The sequence below is a fragment of the Cellvibrio fibrivorans genome (assembly GCF_031457055.1).
Lineage (GTDB): Bacteria > Pseudomonadota > Gammaproteobacteria > Pseudomonadales > Cellvibrionaceae > Cellvibrio > Cellvibrio fibrivorans.
Genome location: NZ_JAVDVX010000005.1, coordinates 137,066 through 156,403, shown reverse-complemented (window position 1 = coordinate 156,403; position 19,338 = coordinate 137,066). Strand labels below are relative to the sequence as shown.

Here is a 19,338-nt window from a genome sequence, read left to right as displayed (position 1 = left end):
ACTTTAAGGAGAGACGTTATGAAATCGTTAAAAGAAATAACCGGCAGGTTGCTCGCATTGCTTTCATCACCCACGGTGTCAACCCTGGTGATTTCATCAGTGGTACTACCATCATTGGTTGTGTCACTACTGCTCTTGTCATCGCTGCTGGCAACACCGGCATTTGCGACTCCACCCGACCGTCCTATTGCCGCTATGCCTGAGTCGATCGAAAAAATTACCTCGCTCAAGGCCACCCAGGGTAGCTTCACTGTACCCATTCGCGTGACTGTGAATGATGTACGCATCAATGAAGTGGTCATTAACATAAGCGATGCAACTACTCTTCCTGCAAAAAAAATGGGTGAAGCAACGCGTACGAAAATTGCCAATGATAAACAGCGCGTTAAGGACACGGTTGTCAAGGCAATAGTGCCAGCATTTAGCCAAGCGGGAATTTACAAAATAGAGCTGGAAATTGGTGACACTAAAGGTGTGATCTATGACCGGGTTATTTTTTATCAGGAAGTGTCTGAGAAAAAACAAGCCAGGCTATTCACCCAGAAACAATGGCGGGAAATACGGCAGAAAAAACGCTCTGAAGATTTTACTAAAATGAAATCAGTGCGCGCATTTTCCGGCAACTTGACCAACGTGGATGACACTACACTAGCGCGCATAGTCACCGATAAAAATCGCGCGGTATTATTGGCCAGGGCTGATAAAGAGCTGGGGCAAGATGCGAAGCATGTTATTGATTCGAGCAAAACCGCCTGGCGCGGACGCGATCCGGTGACAGTCAACGGGCGAATTGTATTTACCGATTTTGATGGCACCGTAAAGCCATTGGTCAACGCAGGTATTTATCTGTACGACGACGACACCTTTGGCGATGAATTCCTCGAATCTGTCGCCACGAATGGCAATGGTGACTACAGCATCAGCGTCAATAATGATGATGGCTGGCTGCAAAACGGCCGCGACCTTTACATCAAATTAAAACTACGCAATACCCGCTGGCGTGTGCACGATGGTGGCGATTATGAATGGGCATCCGGCGTGCGCGACGATTTAAATGAAGGTGCAGTAGTCAATTTCGGAACCCTGACACCCAGTGATGATATGGAAGCGGCGCAAATATTCTCGTTTATGGATCGCGCCTGGCAACATATAACCAGTGTCGGTGGGCGCGATCCGGGTTTTGTTGAAATTGATTATCCAAGCTCAGGTGATTTTTATAATGGCCAGATAAACTTATCAGCCTCCACTAACCGCGCTCCTGATATCGCCATTCACGAATATGGCCATTTTTTAATGGACGCCGCCTATCCCGGTGGGGACCCCAGCCCTGGTGGCGCGCACAACTTTGGCGATGCAGTGCAGGATGAACGGCTCTCATGGAGTGAAGGTTGGGCAAGTGCATTTATGTTAAGCCTGTGCAATGACGGCCAATACAATTGGGACGAAGGCACAACTGAAGGCGCGGGGGAGTGGCCCAGTTGCACCAATCAAAATGATGCCGGCGGCCAAGCATTGGAATTGTATTCCGGTGCAAATCGCCTGGGGGAAAAACAGGAGGCCAGGGTTGCAGCAGCACTACTGGATTTGATGGATTCCAACAACGATAACAATGGTGGCAGTGAAGACCGTGGACGCAATAGTTTGAGTGATGACAACACACCTAACCGTGTGTCATTGGAAACTATTTACAATCAAACCATGTGGGATTCCGGTCACAATAACATGTTGCAGTATTGGACGTCCCTTTCTGGAGAACTCAGCGGTGCAACCTGGACAGATGCCAATGAAATACTGCGCTACAATTGGATGTCTATCTCAGCTCCAATCGATATTAGCTGTGTTGCATCCAAGGTGGCGGCGGCAGAGTTTAAAGATTATCCCGCAGTCATCACCGATTTGCGCAATTTCCGAGATCAGGCGCTAAAACCCCTGGCGAAAGGCCGTCAACTTATGCAAATTTATTATCGTCACAGTCCCGAGCTAGCTACGCTCTTGATTGGCGATAAAAATGGACGCTCGCATGCGGCGCAGGTAGTCCGACATTTTTCCAGTTTAGGCGCAGCAGCGAAAAATCATGCTCAACTTGAAAAAATTGCTACAAACAATGAGCCTTTGATTAGCCCTACCATTGACAAATCGATAAGCTATTTATTCCAGTTAATCGAGAGAAAAGGCAGCCGCGAATTGCAAAGCGATTTAAAAGTAGTGCGAGCTGAATATCGCACTATTGCAAAAATGAATTTTGCAGACGCCTTAGTCTATGCAGAGTCATTACCGCAAGCGGAAACACAAAAGGAATTGCCCCCCATCAACCAACAGGATTTAGCACCCGCAAGCCGTAAAGTTGATTGGGAACTCATCAAACGCAATCTATCACCACAATCAGGAATAAACACTACTGAAAAAGCAGCTTATTAGCTATTGTTAAGTGCCTGCACAATAAAAACGAGCACAACTGTTGTGCTCGTTTTTTTAACTAGCCATGAAGCTCACTCTCATACATATTCACTAATCACATTCGCCAACAACGAAATATATTTGTCCATTTCCGCTTCAGGCACTTGCGCATAACCCAACATTAAACCATTACACAAAACACTACCCGTTGCCAACTTGCTCAGCGGTTGGGTATACACACCCTGAGCTAATGCGGCCCTACTGATGCTCACATCATTGAGTGCTTCGGGCAGTGCTATTGTTAAATGAATACCGGATGACCCGCCATAAATTATCGCAATGTGGCCGAGATGTTTATTAATCGCTGCTACCAGTGCATCGCGTCGCGCTGCATACAAACGGCGCATTTTTTTCAAGTGATTGGCAAAATGGCCCGCGCGCAGAAATTCCGCAAGCGCAAGTTGATCGGCACTGCGCCCGCGCAAATGCCCTAGCTTCAATATACCGGCAAAAGGTTCCACCAATCCTTTTGGTACCACCATATAACCAATACGCAATGCGGGAAATAATGTTTTGCTAAAGGTGCCGAGGTAGATTACCGGTGCGTCAGCAACCAAACCTTGCATTGCTGGCAACGGTGGGCCATCGCGGCGGAATTCGCTGTCGTAATCATCTTCAATAATCAACGCGTCGTATTGTTTTGCTGACTCGATTAATTCAAGTCGGCGCACAACACTCATCACACTGCCGAGCGGAAACTGGTGCGATGGTGTTGTATAAATGAATTTCGGCGTAAATTTTTCCCACTCTTTTTTTGTCGGTGCGATCCCTTCTGCATCCACCGCAATACCGCGCACATCCAGCTCTGCAGCTTTCAATGATTGAAAAGCACCGCCGTAACCGGGGTTCTCAATCCAGACAATATCTCCCGCACTTGCCAGTGCATGCGCACAAATACCTAAACTCTGTTGCGTGCCATCAGTAATAAAAATTTGTTCTGCACTACAGACCAGGCCGCGAGTACTGGTGAGATGCTCTGCTATGGCTACACGCAAAATTGGTTCACCCACTGCGTTTGCATAATCGAGTTGTTGAAAATTAAGTTCCCGCCAAACACGTTCCAAACAACGGCGCCAGATAGCAATTGGAAAATGCGCTAACGCAGGCACACCCGACATAAATGCGGCAAATGCGCCGTGAGGATCAGTAGGCCATGGCGTTAACTGCGCACGCGCAGAAAGCTGCCGTGGCTTGGTGATATTCGCAGCCACTGGAGTACTGACTAAGGTTGAAAGATTGGATGCAACCAGAGTGCTGCGCCCGACTGATAACAGCAGCCCCTCGGTGATCAACTGTTCGTAGGCATAGAGTACGGTATTGCGCGAAACCTTGAGCTCAGTGGCTAAAGTTCGACTGCCCGGTAATTGCATACCCGCTTTAAGTTGACCGCGCAAAATAGTATCGCGTAAGCAGTGGTATAAACGCCGCTGTTGTGACTGCTTAATTCCAGATTGCCTGGCATTGAACTGATCAAAGAGAAATTGGTAGTCCATGTGGCCCTAAAAATTTTCATAAAAGTGGATCTTATTATAGAGCCAGCAGCAGGATAATCTAAACGCTTAACCCGTTGTTGATAACAAAACCACTATTAAAAAGGAACAGAATGAACCAGCAGTCACCCAGCTCCCCATCTCCACGCACACGTATTCGTCGCCTCGCTGAAAAGGCTAGCTATGAACAGCAAACGCTCTATGCGGTAATCGATGAAGCTTATCTGTGCAACATCGCGTTCAACGACGGCACCAGCACACACTGCATTCCCACTGCGTGCTGGCGTATTGGCAATGCGCTTTATGTGCACGGCTCCAATGGCGGCCGCCTCACCAAAATACTCACCGCAGGAACCCAGGTATCCGTTGCGATTACTCATCTTGATGGACTGGTGCTGGCGCGCTCCGCTTTCAATCACAGCATGCACTATCGCTCCGCGGTGATTTACGGGACATTTGAATTAGTAGAAGACAAGCAAGCCAAAATCGCCGCCATGGATGCCTTGATGGATAAGATCGCTGCCGGCCGCAAACACGAGGCGCGCCCGGGGAATGCGAAAGAACTCGCTGCTACCAGTGTCATGCGAATTTCGCTTGACGAAGCTGCCTGCAAAATCAGCAATAGCGCGCCCAGCGATGATGAGGAAGATATGCAATTGCCCGTGTGGGCGGGTGTTTTGCCTCTAGCAGTAAAACATGGCGAACCCATGCACGCCGATAACGGATCGATCCCTACACCGGCTTATGTGACAGGCTGGGTAAAAACTGCCTGATAAATTTTTATCTGGAGGTAAAAGTAGTTATTGATCAGGAGAGCGACATAAAAAATTATGTCGCTCTCCAAATTTCATCTACCACTTAATAAAAATCAATAATCACCTCGCTTTTCGCGCACTCGCGCTTGAGCGGCTTTATGCAGCACTTTCCATTTTGCTCGCTCATCAATACGCTCAAGCGCTGTCTGTTGGCTGCGACGAACTTCGCGCAATAATTTTTGATAATTATGCAAGCGATCAGCATCAACAAACTCGCGCACAGCACAGCCGGGTTCATCTCGATGTTCGCAATTACGAAAGCGACAATTCATTGCCAGGGTTGCAATGTCATCAAACGCAAGCTCCAACGATTCTTCATCGACATCCGGACTCCAGCTGCGCAGACCGGGCGTGTCAATAATACAAGCACCCGTTGTGCATTGGTGCAGCGATCGAGAAGTCGTCGTGTGCCGCCCTTTGCTATCATCTTTGCGCACATCACCCGTTGCCTGTGCGCTGGAGGTTAGCGTATTAGTCAAAGTGGATTTCCCTGCTCCCGACGAGCCCAGCAACACCAACGTCTGCCCTTTTCGCAACCATGGAGCCAAAACCATTACCGTACTTTCATGCAATGCATTCACCGCAACAATTGGTATGTGAGCTGGCAAACGCTGCTCTATTTGCTCCAATTTTTCTGCAAGATTTTCTGCAATATCCTGTTTGGTTAGTACGATAACCGGTATTACCTGCGCTGCTTGCACGATCGCGAGGTAGCGCTCCATGCGGCGTAAATTAAAATCCTTATCCAAACCCATAACTAATAATGCAGTATCGACATTCGTCACCAATACCTGGCGTTTACCTTCCTGCGTGCGCCGTGAAATTTGCGTTACTGGCTCCATGCACTGGCTAATCCAATATTCATTATTAGGGCGTGATTCCACAATTACCCAATCGCCCACTGCAAGACCGAATCCTAACGTCGGTAGTGCGCGCACGCGATATTCAGATTGACCGCTATGCGCCAACATCCACTCGCCATGAATTTCAACAATACGCGCGGAAAACACATCAGCGGCAGCCGTTTCTAATTGTAATAATTGTTGCGCGATATAAGGTGTAAGACCAATAGAGCCAAGAGATTCAAAATCGATTTCGATCATGATGGAAAACTTCCAATTTCGTTAAGCTCGCAGGCACGAGCAAATACATCGCAATTGTTTGTGACAACAACACCGCGACAATAAAAAACGAAGTGAAAGTCGGCGCGCGATTACGCGGCCATTAGGAAACCCGAAAAACGAGAATACAGGCGGGTAATCAAGCAGCCGACAGGAGAGCAATATCAAAGGCGGTCATATTTGAGGCTCCTGTACAGATAGAGAAAATAGGTGAAGGGAAAGTAGTATTAGTCTGTCACTAGAGTTTTCATGAGTCAACGGACAGTTACAACTCTTTACAAGGATAGAAACAGATAAAAAAATTGACCGAAACAGACAAGTTGTTAGCCCTATTGTTAATAACCATCTATAGGGCCAACAACTATTCCGCTATTACGCGCGACGCCTACGCAGCTCCAGCACCAATGTCACCAATACATACACAAGGACAACTGGGATCAAACCGTAGAGGATAGCGGTTTGCAACTGCGCGAGATATCCCAATGATAGTGCCATGGCAATCAACACCCATACATAAGCTACATAGAGTAACAGGAACATAAACCCTTCGATGCGATTGAGTACAGAGCCGATAAAAAATATCGGTACGCAGAGTGCAGCAACCCCGAGCATTACCGGAATATCAAAACCGGCCAATTGCTCCCCGGCTAACAAAGGTGTAGGTGAAACCAAACCGGACAAACCCAACACGCACAGAATATTAAAAATATTGCTGCCTACGACATTTCCGACCGCGATATCACGCTGGCCACGCAAGGTTGCAACTACCGATGTCACCACCTCTGGAAGCGAAGTTCCGGCTGCCACAATCGTCAACCCAATCACTGCTTCATTCACACCCCATGCAGTGGCAAGTTCGATTGCGCTTTGCACTAACCAACGGGCTCCCATTACCAATAAAATTAATCCACCGACAACGAGCAATATGTTCTGCCACATGGGTGCATTGGCGTTGAGCATTTCCTCAACTTCGCCATCGGATACATCCACACCTTTTTGCTTGCCTTGATAAAACAAAAACCAGGTATAGCCAACCAAACCCAGTGCGAGTATTGCTGCCTCTAATTTGTTGATGCTGCCATCCAATGTCATCAGCACTGCAACTATGGATATACCAACCATAATTGGCACATCCTGACGAATTAATTGGTGGGAAATAATAAGCGGGGATATAAGCGCCGCGAGGCCGAGAATAAACAAGACATTAAAAATATTACTGCCAACCACATTGGCAATAGCCAATTCAGCCTGACCAGAGAACGCTGCTTTGACGCTAACCGCCAACTCCGGTGCACTGGTACCAAATGCCACCACCGTGAGACCAATCACTAGCGCAGGCACTCCAAAATTAGAGGCAAGCCGTGCAGCCCCCTTGATCAGCAAATCTGCACCCACCACCAACAACACCAAACCAACAATCAACATCAACCAAGTCATGGCTAGCTCCAATAAAAAATAGTGAGGGCACATTACCACAAAATTTTTCTGTTAAAAGCTGACCAATAAAAAACCCGGAGCCAACTTGCGTCAGCTCCAGGTTTTTAGTCACAGATTAATGATTAATTAATTACCCCAAAGATCTTTCAACAAGGTGGTTTTGCGCGTATCGAAAGGCAGCCAGGTTCCCCAGCCGGATTCGTTACTAACAGGGTCATAGGAATGACCATACCAGCCATGGGTATCACCCGATTCCGGATTGATAGACCAATAACAAGCCTGGATGTTTTTCTCTTTCATATAGCTAACAAACGCTTGTTGCCATTGCTGATCGACATTGGTGGTAATGTGGTTCCACTTGGTACGGTCAGAAATACTGCCTTTTTGTGGCCAATCCATATTGCCACCAAATTCTCCGACAACCATCGCAAAACCTTGCGCTCGCAAGTAACCGAAGTGTTCATCCCAACCTGCTCTCAGTTTGGCTGCGTCGATCACGATTCTACAATCGGCATCAGCGGCGGCATCACCTTCAAGACCGGCGCAAGCAGTTTGCGCAGGATCCAAAAAGTGTTTCTGTACGAATACTGATGGACCATAGGTGTGTGGAGAATAAACCAAACGGCTTTTCGGAATGTTGAGTGGGCTGGTGCCCGCTTCAAACAGGTTTTCACCCCAGTTGGGATTGTAGTCTTCCGATCCGTGTGGAACTTCGGTGATGGTAGATGGTGAACCATCCTGATTGTCGGCAGTAGCTGAAATACCTTCCACGAAAATCAACATATCCGGGTTAACCGAATTGATGGCGGTGTAGGCGCTTTCAGACAGACGCTTCCAATCGGCCCAGGTGTAATCCCATGGCTCATTGAAAATATCGATACCAATAATGTTATCAACACCCAACTTGGTAGAAAGACCAGCGATGTCTCTCAGGTTATCCAACCAGATAGATTCGTTGTAAGCGTGAGTGGTGACACCCGGAGTGCCCACTGGCGCACAAGAATAGCCTTCACGAGTGTATTCATAGTTTTCGCGAGTCGCATCGACATAGGGAGGGCGTGCATCCAAACGGCCAGCTCTCCAACCAACATAGTTGGAGCAGGAGTGGATATCCACCAACACCTCGATATTGTTCTGATCGGCCAACTTGATGAAATCCTCCATGGCTTGACGCGCATTGGTTTGACGCACAGACGGATGATTTTTTAACACGCCGCCAGCACGGATATCGCCAATCCCTTGCGGGTTTGTCGCATCGAGCGTTTGGGGTGCAATCGGCAGGCGAATCATGTTGATTCCCTGGGCTTTAATCTCGGTCATGGTCTGCTGGATAGTGCGGCCGGTATTTGCCCACCACATGTTGCCCGCATAAAGCTCCATTGGCGCACCGTCAGCATTGTTCTCTGCATCTTTAGGCTCATGTTGGCCTTCAAGACCAAACCAGTTTCCGCAGCGAACAGGGAATACAGTGCCGTTCTTGGTGATGTTGCCGGTTGCATCCACACGGAAGACACCGCCGGGACTAACACTGGATCGGCTCGAAGAACTGATCGAACTGGAAGTGCTTGAACGCGAAGAACTGATCGAGCTTGGCGTACTTGAGCGCGATGAACTGATCGAGCTACTGGTTACACTAATACTTGAACTTGAGCGTGAACTTGGGGTAACAGAAGACGATGAACTTGAACGGCTGGAACTCACCACACTCGATGAATTACCGCACACACCTGTCACACCAAAGGGAGCAGGTTGACTGGCACAGGTGGTTCTGGAAATACAACTTCTGTTGTTCTCATAACCCCAACCGCTGGTAGTGGTCACGCAAAGCGGATACACAGTGCCGTACCAATTACATTGTTGGAGGCAGCTAGCGCTAGTAGACGAAGAGCTTACGGATGATGGAGTCGCCGATCTTGATGATGAAGATATAGACGAAGGGGTTGCCGATCTTGATGAAGACGATACAGACGAAGGAACCGAAGATGCGGCTGAACCACCCGAACAGACAGAACCATTTACGGTAGGACGCTCCAACGCACCACCATTTTTGTTCAATTGGAAACCAAAACTCACGGTTTGGCCTGGCGGGATAGTGGCGTTCCACCCTAAGTTGGTTGCAGTGTAGGGGTTGGTGGGCGTCACATTCGCATTCCACGAACCGGTCAAACGGTTAGTGGTGTACTGCCAACTCACAGACCAACCGTTAATCGTAGAAGTAGTCGAGTTAGTGATTTTAATAGTACCGGTTGCCCCGGTATTCCACTCGTTGTCGATGTTGTAAGAACAGGCCGCAGAAGCCGCGCTGCTGTAACCCATCGCCATAGTGCAAAGACTTAGCACTGCCAACAGGCTCAGGTTCTTTTTGGGCGGAGTAATCATGTATTGTCTCCTTGATTATTCAGGAAAAAGGGCTGGATGCCCCTCGTTATTGTTGATTTACCCTTTAGCAAAGGGCGATTCAATGCCGCACACTCCTGTCGCCTGCCCGTCGGCAAACAAAGTGCAGCTACACTTAAATCCGTCGCCGCACCTGTGATCCCTTCACATTCGATGTAAAAACATGACGCGTTGAATAAGTTGGCACTCGAATTTGCTCAGCAAACTGAGGTGTTGATGACTGCTAAAGTGGAGAGCGTTTGTCGCTTAAAAATACATTAATGTTATTATTGTTATTTGTCTTACTCATTAAGACAGCGCTGTCATTCTCATTTTAATTGTACTGGGTTTCCGAGAACTGATTAACAAATGCTCATATTTTTTTCTAATGATTAAACAGATTTATATTCTGAATGAAAAAAACAAAAGCAATTAAGAATGCAGAAACCTCTGTGCAGAAATGTAAATGCAATAGGTAAACAGGTAAGAACTGACTATCTTTGCTAGCCTAATAATTCAATCAACAAGAGACCTCAACAATGACAATAAAAATCCCCTACCTATTAATCGGCATCGGCTTGGCGTTGGGTACCCACGCGAGTCTTGCAGCAGAAAAATCTTTCACTTGGCCTAATGGCGCCAAAGCTGCAGTGAATCTCGCCTATGACGACGCATTGGATAGCCAACTCGATAACGCGATTCCCACGCTGAATAAATACAAGCTCAAAGGCACTTTCTATTTGAATGTCGTCAGCCCCACACTGACGACTCGCCTCTCTGACTGGCGAGCTGCCGCTAAAAAAGGCCATGAACTGGGAAACCACAGCATTTTTCACCAATGCTCTAAAAGCAGCCCAGGGCGGGAATGGGTACCGGCAGATCGCGATCTGGATAAAGTCAGCGTCGTTCAAATGCAGGATCAAGTTAAAGTGACCAATGCGTTTTTGCACTCGATCGATGGCAAAACTGAACGCACCTACACTCCACCCTGCATCGATTTGAAAGCCAGTGGCAGTAATTATGTCGATGGATTAAAGAGTGAATTTGTCGCCATTAAAGCGGGCTTTGGTGGTGTCACCCCCGACATGAAAACACTGGATCCCTATGTAGTCCCCGTTGATTTTCCGAACGGTGTTACCGGAGAGCAGTTAATTGCTGTTGTGAAAGAAGCAGCAGCCAAAGGCACCATGGCTAACTTTACCTTTCACGGAATTGGTGGCGATCACTTGGTGGTGTCCAAAGAAGCGCACGAAGAATTAGTAAAGTATTTGGCAGCCAATAAAGATATTTATTGGACGGACACCTTCGTTAACATTATGAAATACGTCAAAGCCCAACAGCAAAAATCGCAATAAAAAAAACTGCACGATCCTGTCGATAGCAGCGAGCACTGGCTCCCTGCTATTGAGCTGCACTAACGATTTAACTGCGGCAGATATTCAAAAACAAATTTTCCTTAGTAGACTGCAACACCTCGTCAACAGCCAACATTTGTTTATGACTTTGCCACTTCGCTAACAGCTCCGCAAATTCCTGCACGCGGCGATCACCTTAGGAATAATCATCCTGATCGACTAATTTATAATTCACAAACTGGCTAATTTTTTTTTTTTGCTTGCTTCCTTTGCACCCCACACACTATTCACGCGCTCATTGGTCATGGATAAAATCCGGCTAGCGCTGCCCTGCTCTTACTCAATAGCGTAGGTGTAATTACCACCCAATTTATCCAGATACTCCTTGGGGAAATATTCAAAGTGGTGATTAATCAATTCATAGCGGTTTTCTTATTTGATGAGTGTATTGTCACCATATGGTGGCCTGGTCGGAGGAGAGTAATAAGCTAATCCCGGCAAGGGTGACTTCCATCAAACATCCTCCATAGGTTCCTTCTATGTATCGGCTGAATCGCGCAACACTTTGATGCAATAAGATAAAAAAGAAGGCTTTACATTTTTTAAAGCAGTGGTTGCGCAAGATTGTATTTCATCGTTATAACGCAATCAGTAGCAGGGGAAAATTTTCCGACGAAAAGAGATTAATTCTTTGAATTGAGTCGAATAGCGTAGATGAGATAAAAACCGATAAACGGGGCAGGCAATAAATACCAGTAGTACGCGCTGGTTGTTACATCCTGATAATAGCACCAGGCAACGAATCCCGCACTAAAAAAGCAACTGGCGGGTAACACATAAAGCGCGATATTTAACCATGCCATCTGCAATTTATTCAGTGTTTTTTCGTTTGCTATACCCGCCGCCGAAAATGCAACTATCAGAAACGACATCATACCCAACATAAGCTGAGCAATAGTACCCGCAATCACCCAGCCTAGAGTCATAGAGTTAACCTTTAAATCCCTTACCCACTACATAAACTTCACGTGAGCGTGGGCGCGATGCATCAGGTTTGCGGATCACGACTTTTTCAAATGACGTACGCACCTCTTTCACGTAATCGTCGTAGCCCTCACCGTGAAATACTTTTGCGACAAAATCCCCTTTGGGTTTTAACACGCTGCGCGCCATATCCAGCGCAAGCTCCACCAGGTACACGGACGATGCTTGATCCACCGCATCCACACCGCTGATGTTGGGCGCCATATCGGAGATAACAACATCGGCACGATTGCTACCGAGTTTTTCCATGATCTGGTTGAACACCTCTTCTTCGGTGAAATCACCCTGGATAAAATCCACGTGCTCCAGCGAATCCATCGGCAAAATATCCGAGGCAATTACCCTGCCCTTCACGCCCACCAAACGCCCCGCAATTTGCGACCAACTACCCGGCGCCGAGCCCAAATCCACCACCATCATACCGGGGCGAATCAATTTATCTTTTTCATTTAGTTCGAGCAGCTTATAAGCCGCGCGCGCGCGATAGCCATCCACCTGCGCTTTTTTGACATAAGGATCGTTGACGTGTTCTTCCAACCAACGGTTACTGCTTTTGGATCTGGCCATGAATAACTCTAATTAACTTAGGAAACTTGGCCATTGTAAGCGGTCGCACAGCATAAAACAAAAAACGCCCCCACAAAAAAGGGAGCCGAAGCTCCCTTAAGTCACACCGAGGAAACAGCCCGTTAAAACAGCTTGCCCAAATTAATCAGCTGGGTCTCGCCGCTGTGGTCATTCACACCGTCGTTGTCAGTCACCATGTATACATCGCCATTTGCCATCAGGGCGGTACCTTCAACTTTCTCAATTAATGGTCCCGTCGTTGCACCTAATACTGGCTTGATATCTTTAATCAGTGTCTTGGTGATAGTTTGGCCATCAGTTACTGCTTGTAAATTAATTTTGTACAGGCGTTTGATAGAGGCATCCAAGCCGCCGCGATTATCACGCTCTAACACCATAAACTCGCCATTGCCGATAGCCGTAATTTCCGACAAGCCTACCCAACCACCCGCAAATTGTGAGCTGTAAGCATCGAGCGGGTAGTAGACAAACTTCCAGGTTTTTGCAGCCAAATCATAAATCCCGATGCGTGGATTTGCTTCGCCTGCCCATGCGCGCTGGAACGCGAGATACAAACTGTTGTTGTATTCCGCTATGCCTTCATAACCGTTATTGATTTGTAGTGCGTTAACTGCTGCAGGCAAATGAATCACCGATTCAATCACACCAAAGGCATCGGTTTTAAAAATCAAATTCATTGATACCGCACTGGCAGCCGCACCTGACCCTTCAGATGCGATCCAGAAGCCACCATCGGCCGCTTTGGCCAAACCTTCAGGGTCGATATTCACAGATTTATCCGCATTAATCATCGCCGCCAATTCCGCATTGGTGACGCTGGCCAAATGCGCATTCACACCTGAATTTGCAAACACATTATTGGTGTCCATGATTTTGGTTTCGCCAATAATCAGTGCAGGCTTGCTGCTCACATCCACAGTGAAAATTCTATTCTGGCCAAAAAAACTATCTTCGATTGAATAGAGGGTATTAGGATTGTTCACATCGCTAGACAAAGCTGACAAGGCGCTCCAGGGAATTGGATTTCCATCCGGGCGATTCACTGATTGCACCGTCGGATAACGCGCAGCTTGCTGGTTGTAATTGTAAATATTTAAGCCGGAGCGAATCGCTACACCGCGCAGATCGCTTTCCGATGCAACCACATACAAATTGCGCGCGGGAATCGCCAAACCACCTTCGGGTGCCGCACTGGCCGGTAACACTTGTTTGAAAGCAGGCTTGGTTGGATCAGCAACATCGTAAACAAAAATCACACTGGAACGTTCAGAGTTAACAAATAAATAACGGTTGCCGCCGAACACACCCATTTCAATATTTTCTGGCTCATTGCCTTTGGCATCCGAGCGACGATCTTGGTAATGACCAAAGCGAATGGCCATATCATCCAGCGTTGAGCCTGAATCCCACACCACTTGGCCTTGTTTATTAAATACGGTGAAACCACGGCTACCGCCGTTTAAATCACCTTCGTTTGCTGTTGCGAAATAATCTTTATTAATCCAGGTAACGCCATCGGGTTCACGCAGTTGTGCATTTTTGACTTCAATCGGCTTAATTACCGCTGGGCGATTATCGGTGAGGTCAACATTTACCATATCGACCGTGCCCGCCGTGAAATGCGTAGTTACTGTAGCTGTTACTAAATCCACCAACGCGATGTGATTATTTTCTTGTAACGTAACCACAGCGATATTGTCAGCATTAATATCGACAAATTCCGGCTCCGGGTCTGCAGGATACAAAGTGGCGATGCCAGTTAAATTTACATCGCGCAGCGTCCAGCTCGAGGGGGCAGCAGCCGTCAAATCTACGACAACTAATTTACCCGCAGGTAATTGTGGTGGAAGCCCGCCGTTAAGGCCTTCATCGCGTTGGTTTTCTATAACGATGGCCGCATATTTACCGTCGGGACTAATAGCAACTGAATCCGGCTGACCGCCCAGGCTGGCTCGGTGAACAATCGCCTGTGTAGCGATATCAACAACCACAAAATCACCCGATGCATTAACAAAATCGGCTGAAGTATCTACCGCTACTAACGCATGACCACCTTTTACCGCAATCGAGGTTGGTTCACCGCCCATCGCCAAAACACCCTTGGGTTTTGGCAGCGATGGATTACTGATATCCACAAATCCGATTTGTTTTTTAAACGAATCGGTGTAAATCAAGGTCATACCATCGCTGCTAGCTGCCACAATTTCTGCTGCGGTTTCATCATTAGTGTTGCAGGTTGCGTTGATTTGCAAACACACAGGAAAAGTAGCGACACGATTAAAATTCATCTGGCTGTTAAGCGCAGTTTTATCGCATTGATAAGTGGTATGGGTTACTTCAGTTGCTTGCAAATTTTTATCGCTATTCGCATCAATACCCGATTCAATTTTCACTCCGCCACTGAAGCATTGTGCATCGCCCGCCGGCAAAGTGGATTGTTTAATCAAACTGGTTTTACCATCAGTCCCGCTTGCGCCGTTGGAACCATTAGTTCCGTTAGTGCCATTAGCACCATTTTTACCATCATCACCACCGCAGCCGACCATCAAAACAGGCAATGACATGACGACTAATATAGGTAGGATTTTCTTTGCAAATTGCATGGGCTTATCCTTGATAAAAGTTGATTGAGAAGACACTAGCAAGGAAGGATGGTGAGGTTTTATGACGATTCGATGGCAGCCAAATGAAGCTTTGATGACAGAAAAGTGGGCTAAAAAGGGCAAGATTCGTGACCGTTCCCCCAAAACCAGCGTAAAATGCGCGCCATCCGTTAGATATTCCCCCCTTTGCCGGACAGTCACCGGCCAGGAGCCCTCATGATTCGCATTACCGAACTCCAACTGCCATTGGATCACCCCGCTGAAGCCCTGCGCACTGCCATCGTCAAGCGTCTGAAAATCAAAGATGCTGATTTGCTCAATTTCACCGTTTTTAAACGCAGTTACGATGCACGCAAAAAGAACAGCGAAATCACCTTTGTTTACATCATCGATTTACAAGCGAATAACGAAGAAAAAATTCTCGGCCGTTTTGCGGACGACAAAAATATTCGCCCCGCGCCCGACACCAATTACTATCCCGTCGCAGAAGCACCTGCCGATTTAAACGAGCGCCCAATTGTTATTGGTTTCGGCCCCTGCGGTTTATTCGCGGCACTGACACTCGCGCAAATGGGATTTAAACCGATAGTGCTGGAACGTGGCAAAGATGTTCGCCGTCGCACCAAAGACACCTGGGCGCTCTGGCGCAATAAAGTCTTAACACCAGAATCCAACGTGCAATTCGGCGAAGGCGGCGCAGGTTTATTTTCCGACGGAAAACTCTACAGCCAAATTAAAGATCCGAAATTTTACGGCCGCAAAGTCATGTATGAATTTGTACGCGCTGGTGCACCGGAAGAAATTATGTATGTGAGCAAACCGCACATAGGTACCTTCCGTTTAACCGGTGTCGTCGCGGCGATGCGCGAAGAAATTAAAAGCCTCGGCGGTGAAGTGCGTTTTGAAAGTAAAGTGACAGACTTTGTGATCGAGAACGGCCGCATTGAAGGTGTGACGCTAGCGGATGGGGAAACATTGCGCAGCCGTTATGTAGTACTTGCTCTCGGCCATAGCTCGCGTGATACCTTTCGTAAACTGCATGAGCGCGGCGTGTATGTGGAAGCAAAACCCTTTGCAGTGGGCTTTCGCATCGAACACCCACAATCCCTCATCGATCACGCACGCCTCGGCAAATATGCCGGCCATCCGGAACTCGGCGCTGCTGATTACAAGGTTGTCTATCACGCAAAAAATGGCCGCGCGGTTTACAGTTTTTGTATGTGCCCCGGTGGAACTGTGGTTGCTGCAACCTCGGAGCCCAATCGCGTAGTCACTAACGGCATGAGCCAATACTCACGCAATGAGCGCAATGCGAATGCAGGTATTGTAGTAGGAATCAATCCGGAAGAAGATTTTCCCGGTGGCCCACTTGCCGGTGTCGAACTGCAAGAAAAATTGGAGTCCCACGCGTTTGAATTGGGCGGCAGAGATTACTGTGCGCCGGGGCAATTGGTAGGCGATTTTATTCGCGGTAAAGCCTCGACTGAATTTGGAGAAGTTGAACCATCGTATAAACCCGGTGTATTACTCGGCGATTTGGCCTCTTCACTGCCCGATTATGTTATCGAAGCGATTCGCGAAGCCCTGCCTGAATTCGGCAAACAAATTCGTGGCTTTGATCGCAATGATGCCATTCTCACCGGGATTGAAACCCGCACTTCATCACCTGTGCGGATTACGCGCGAACATGAATCGCTGCAGAGTTTAAATACTCGCGGCTTGTACCCGGCAGGTGAAGGTGCGGGTTATGCCGGAGGAATTCTTTCCGCAGGCGTTGACGGAATCAAAGTCGCTGAAGCCGTTGCTAAAGCCATGCTCGCCGATTTACAAGGTTAATAAAATGCAATTTAAAATCGACGACATTAAAAAACTTCACCAAAAAAAATACCGGACAGAGTTCGGCTATTTTTTGGTGGAAGGCGAGCACCTAATTCTGGAATTGGAAAAAGCAGCTGAACAAAACACCGCCTTTCAGGAGTGCGAATTATTCGTCACTGAAACTTACCATAATTTTCCCAGCCGTTTCAAAAAAAATCTGGTTAGCGAAAAACATATGGCGCAGCTATCAGATACTAAAACACCGCAAGGAATTATTGCGGTAGCGCCAATCCGATCCAACAGCAACGCTACCAACAAAAATGAACGCGCTATTTATCTTCATGAAGTGCAAGACCCAGGCAACCTCGGGACTATTTTGCGCAGCCTCGCCTGGTTCGGCAATTTACGCTGCCTGCTCAGCCCCGGCTCGGTCGACCCTTATAATCCCAAAGTAGTCCGCTCCAGTATGGGTGCTATTTTTCATGTGCCTATGGAATTGGATGTACCACTTGAATCAATCGCACCGCGTTTTAAATCCATCGCCACTTTGGATATGAATGGTAAAGTATTGAGCGATAGCAGCTTTAAACAGTTCGACTGCTATGTGTTTGGCAACGAAGCGCGCGGTGTACCACGTGAAGATTTACAAACGATGCACGCCCAGCCGTTTACTATTTCTGGTTGCGGTGCAATTGAATCACTGAATTTAGCTTCAGCAGTCAATATGTGTGTTTATGAGTTGATGCGCAAATGATTCGTACTATTTTTGCTTTGATCACTGTTATGTTGTGCGCACACTCAGCTCATGCCGGATTTTTAGATAAATTCGGCGCAATTATTGATACCGCCCTGGCTCCCACCACGACACAAACAAAATCTGAATTAATTACTGCAGTTGCAGCTGAGCATAAATTACCTGCGCACTGGCGCAGCTATTGGTTAAGCGAACAAACCCATGGCACACGCATTTTTTTAGCTGATGCAGGAAAAACCAACGCCCCCGTCATACTCTTGGTTCATGGCTTGGGGCAAAACGGCCTGCGCGATTGGTTATCCATAGTGCCCGAACTGGAAAAGCATTACCGTGTAATAATGATCGACCTACCGGGCTTTGCCAATTCGCCTAGTCCCAAAATAAAACTTTCACCCACCTATTACGCCGATCTGTTGCATTTTGTTAAACCTTATTTCAGCAACAAACCTATTAGTGTAATTGGCCACTCAATGGGCGGTGCAGTTACGTTGCGCTATGCCCAGCGCTATCCCGCTGACATTGACCAAATTGCCCTTATTGATGCCGCGGGAATTTTGCAGCGCACAGCTTTTGTAAAGCACAGTGCAACAGACCGCATCCCCGTAAACCCTGATTTTGTCCCCAACGCCTTGTTGACCTACGCAGTCGGCTTACAGGATTTCAGTAACAACCTGATTGAAAAAATGCTGCGCCTACCGGATCCAACTTCACTGCTGGGTAAAAGTGAAATCGCTTGGGGAACAACACTGCAAAGTTATCCCAATATCAATGCGGCATTGAGTTTGAGCGAAGAAGATTTTTCATCGGCAATATTTGAGCAAACCAGACCGGTCGCTATTTTATGGGGCAGCAAAGATTTGGTTGCACCACCGCGCACGGGGCAATTACTTGCTGCCAATCTGGCAACCAGTGAGCTGACGGTGATCGAAAGCGCTGGTCACGTACCTATGGCAAGCCATGCGAAAGAAGTATCCCAGTGGTTATTAGCAAGTTTAAATGCCCAACCAAAATCAATATCAAAAACTACACTGGAAAATAGTTCCACCAAACAGAATTACGAGTGCAACCACTCTACTGGTGAAACACTCAAGGGTTCATACGCGCGCATTACGCTAACAGAATGTACCGGGGTTTTACTGGATGGTGTGGTAGCTGACGAATTAGTCGCAATAGATTCAGTAATAGAAATTCAAAATTCACACTTTAGTAGTGGACAAACATCACTGACGATTAAGAAATCAGTAGTGATGATGACTGGCAGCACCATTAACGGCTTGGTAAGCCTCGATCAGGCCCGCATTGATTTTGCAGGTGTAAAGCTAACCAAAGACACACCATTCAAAGTAAACGCCAGATCGCGTCTGGTACTATCAGTGAGCCGCGCTGGTAATACACGCTATTTACATAGCGACCTGCAACTGGAAAACACAACGTATTAAGAATAACGGGTGCAACGGTAAACCGCTGCAACCGTATTAGT

Annotated in this window: 13 protein-coding genes; 6 read left to right on the top strand and 7 right to left on the bottom strand. The window is 47.4% G+C overall.

Features of this window, described 5'->3' with window-relative positions; translation table 11 throughout:
* Positions 1-18 precede the first annotated feature (18 nt).
* On the top strand, positions 19-2,418 hold the full coding sequence (locus tag J2X05_RS14080; RefSeq protein WP_310073494.1) for a hypothetical protein: 2,400 nt from the start codon (positions 19-21) through the stop codon (positions 2,416-2,418).
* 77 nt (positions 2,419-2,495) lie between these two features.
* Here the strand turns inward: J2X05_RS14080 and pdxR are convergent, their stop codons facing one another.
* Positions 2,496-3,950: a MocR-like pyridoxine biosynthesis transcription factor PdxR gene (gene pdxR / locus J2X05_RS14075; protein WP_310073492.1), complete on the bottom strand. Its 1,455-nt coding sequence runs from the start codon at positions 3,948-3,950 to the stop codon at positions 2,496-2,498.
* Between the two features lie 110 nt (positions 3,951-4,060).
* On the opposite strand from pdxR, the gene J2X05_RS14070 reads away from it, so the two are divergent.
* Complete coding sequence (locus J2X05_RS14070; RefSeq protein ID WP_310073490.1) at positions 4,061-4,720, top strand: pyridoxamine 5'-phosphate oxidase family protein; 660 nt, start codon at positions 4,061-4,063, stop codon at positions 4,718-4,720.
* A gap of 95 nt (positions 4,721-4,815) precedes the next feature.
* Here J2X05_RS14070 and rsgA read toward each other — a convergent pair whose 3' ends face one another.
* From rsgA to J2X05_RS14055, 3 genes are all read right to left on the bottom strand, one after another.
* Positions 4,816-5,865, bottom strand: a complete 1,050-nt coding sequence (gene rsgA / locus J2X05_RS14065; RefSeq protein ID WP_310073489.1) for a ribosome small subunit-dependent GTPase A — start codon at positions 5,863-5,865, stop codon at positions 4,816-4,818.
* 390 nt (positions 5,866-6,255) lie between these two features.
* Entirely contained in the window at positions 6,256-7,320 is a 1,065-nt protein-coding gene (locus tag J2X05_RS14060; RefSeq protein ID WP_310073487.1) for a calcium/sodium antiporter, read from the bottom strand.
* Between the two features lie 126 nt (positions 7,321-7,446).
* Entirely contained in the window at positions 7,447-9,699 is a 2,253-nt protein-coding gene (locus J2X05_RS14055) for a cellulase family glycosylhydrolase (RefSeq protein ID WP_310073486.1), read from the bottom strand.
* A gap of 536 nt (positions 9,700-10,235) precedes the next feature.
* Between J2X05_RS14055 and J2X05_RS14050 the strand changes: the two genes are divergently transcribed.
* The gene (locus tag J2X05_RS14050) at positions 10,236-11,051 is read left to right on the top strand and encodes a polysaccharide deacetylase family protein (protein WP_310073483.1); all 816 of its coding nucleotides are present in this window, start codon (positions 10,236-10,238) and stop codon (positions 11,049-11,051) included.
* 683 nt (positions 11,052-11,734) lie between these two features.
* Here J2X05_RS14050 and J2X05_RS14045 read toward each other — a convergent pair.
* From J2X05_RS14045 to J2X05_RS14035, 3 genes are all read right to left on the bottom strand, one after another.
* A complete protein-coding gene (locus tag J2X05_RS14045) occupies positions 11,735-12,037 on the bottom strand; it encodes a hypothetical protein (protein ID WP_310073482.1) in 303 nt (100 codons plus the stop codon).
* A gap of 4 nt (positions 12,038-12,041) precedes the next feature.
* On the bottom strand, positions 12,042-12,662 hold the full coding sequence (gene rlmE, locus J2X05_RS14040) for a 23S rRNA (uridine(2552)-2'-O)-methyltransferase RlmE (RefSeq protein WP_310073480.1): 621 nt from the start codon (positions 12,660-12,662) through the stop codon (positions 12,042-12,044).
* A 122-nt stretch (positions 12,663-12,784) separates the two neighbouring features.
* Positions 12,785-15,286 (bottom strand): esterase-like activity of phytase family protein, encoded by a 2,502-nt coding sequence (locus tag J2X05_RS14035; protein WP_310073478.1) that lies wholly within the window; start codon positions 15,284-15,286, stop codon positions 12,785-12,787.
* Between the two features lie 216 nt (positions 15,287-15,502).
* Here J2X05_RS14035 and J2X05_RS14030 point away from each other — a divergent pair, with 216 nt between their 5' ends.
* The 3 genes from J2X05_RS14030 to J2X05_RS14020 are packed head-to-tail and all read left to right on the top strand — an operon-like array spanning position 15,503 to position 19,297.
* Positions 15,503-17,122, top strand: coding sequence for an NAD(P)/FAD-dependent oxidoreductase (locus J2X05_RS14030; protein ID WP_310073475.1), 1,620 nt, complete (start codon positions 15,503-15,505; stop codon positions 17,120-17,122).
* A 4-nt stretch (positions 17,123-17,126) separates the two neighbouring features.
* A complete protein-coding gene (locus tag J2X05_RS14025) occupies positions 17,127-17,858 on the top strand; it encodes a TrmH family RNA methyltransferase (RefSeq protein ID WP_310073473.1) in 732 nt (243 codons plus the stop codon).
* Positions 17,855-19,297 carry an alpha/beta fold hydrolase gene (locus J2X05_RS14020; RefSeq protein WP_310073470.1) on the top strand — a complete coding sequence of 481 codons (1,443 nt, stop codon included), beginning with the start codon at positions 17,855-17,857 and terminating at the stop codon, positions 19,295-19,297. The genes J2X05_RS14025 and J2X05_RS14020 overlap by 4 nt, the downstream gene beginning before the upstream one ends.
* The last annotated feature ends 41 nt before the right edge of the window (positions 19,298-19,338 follow it).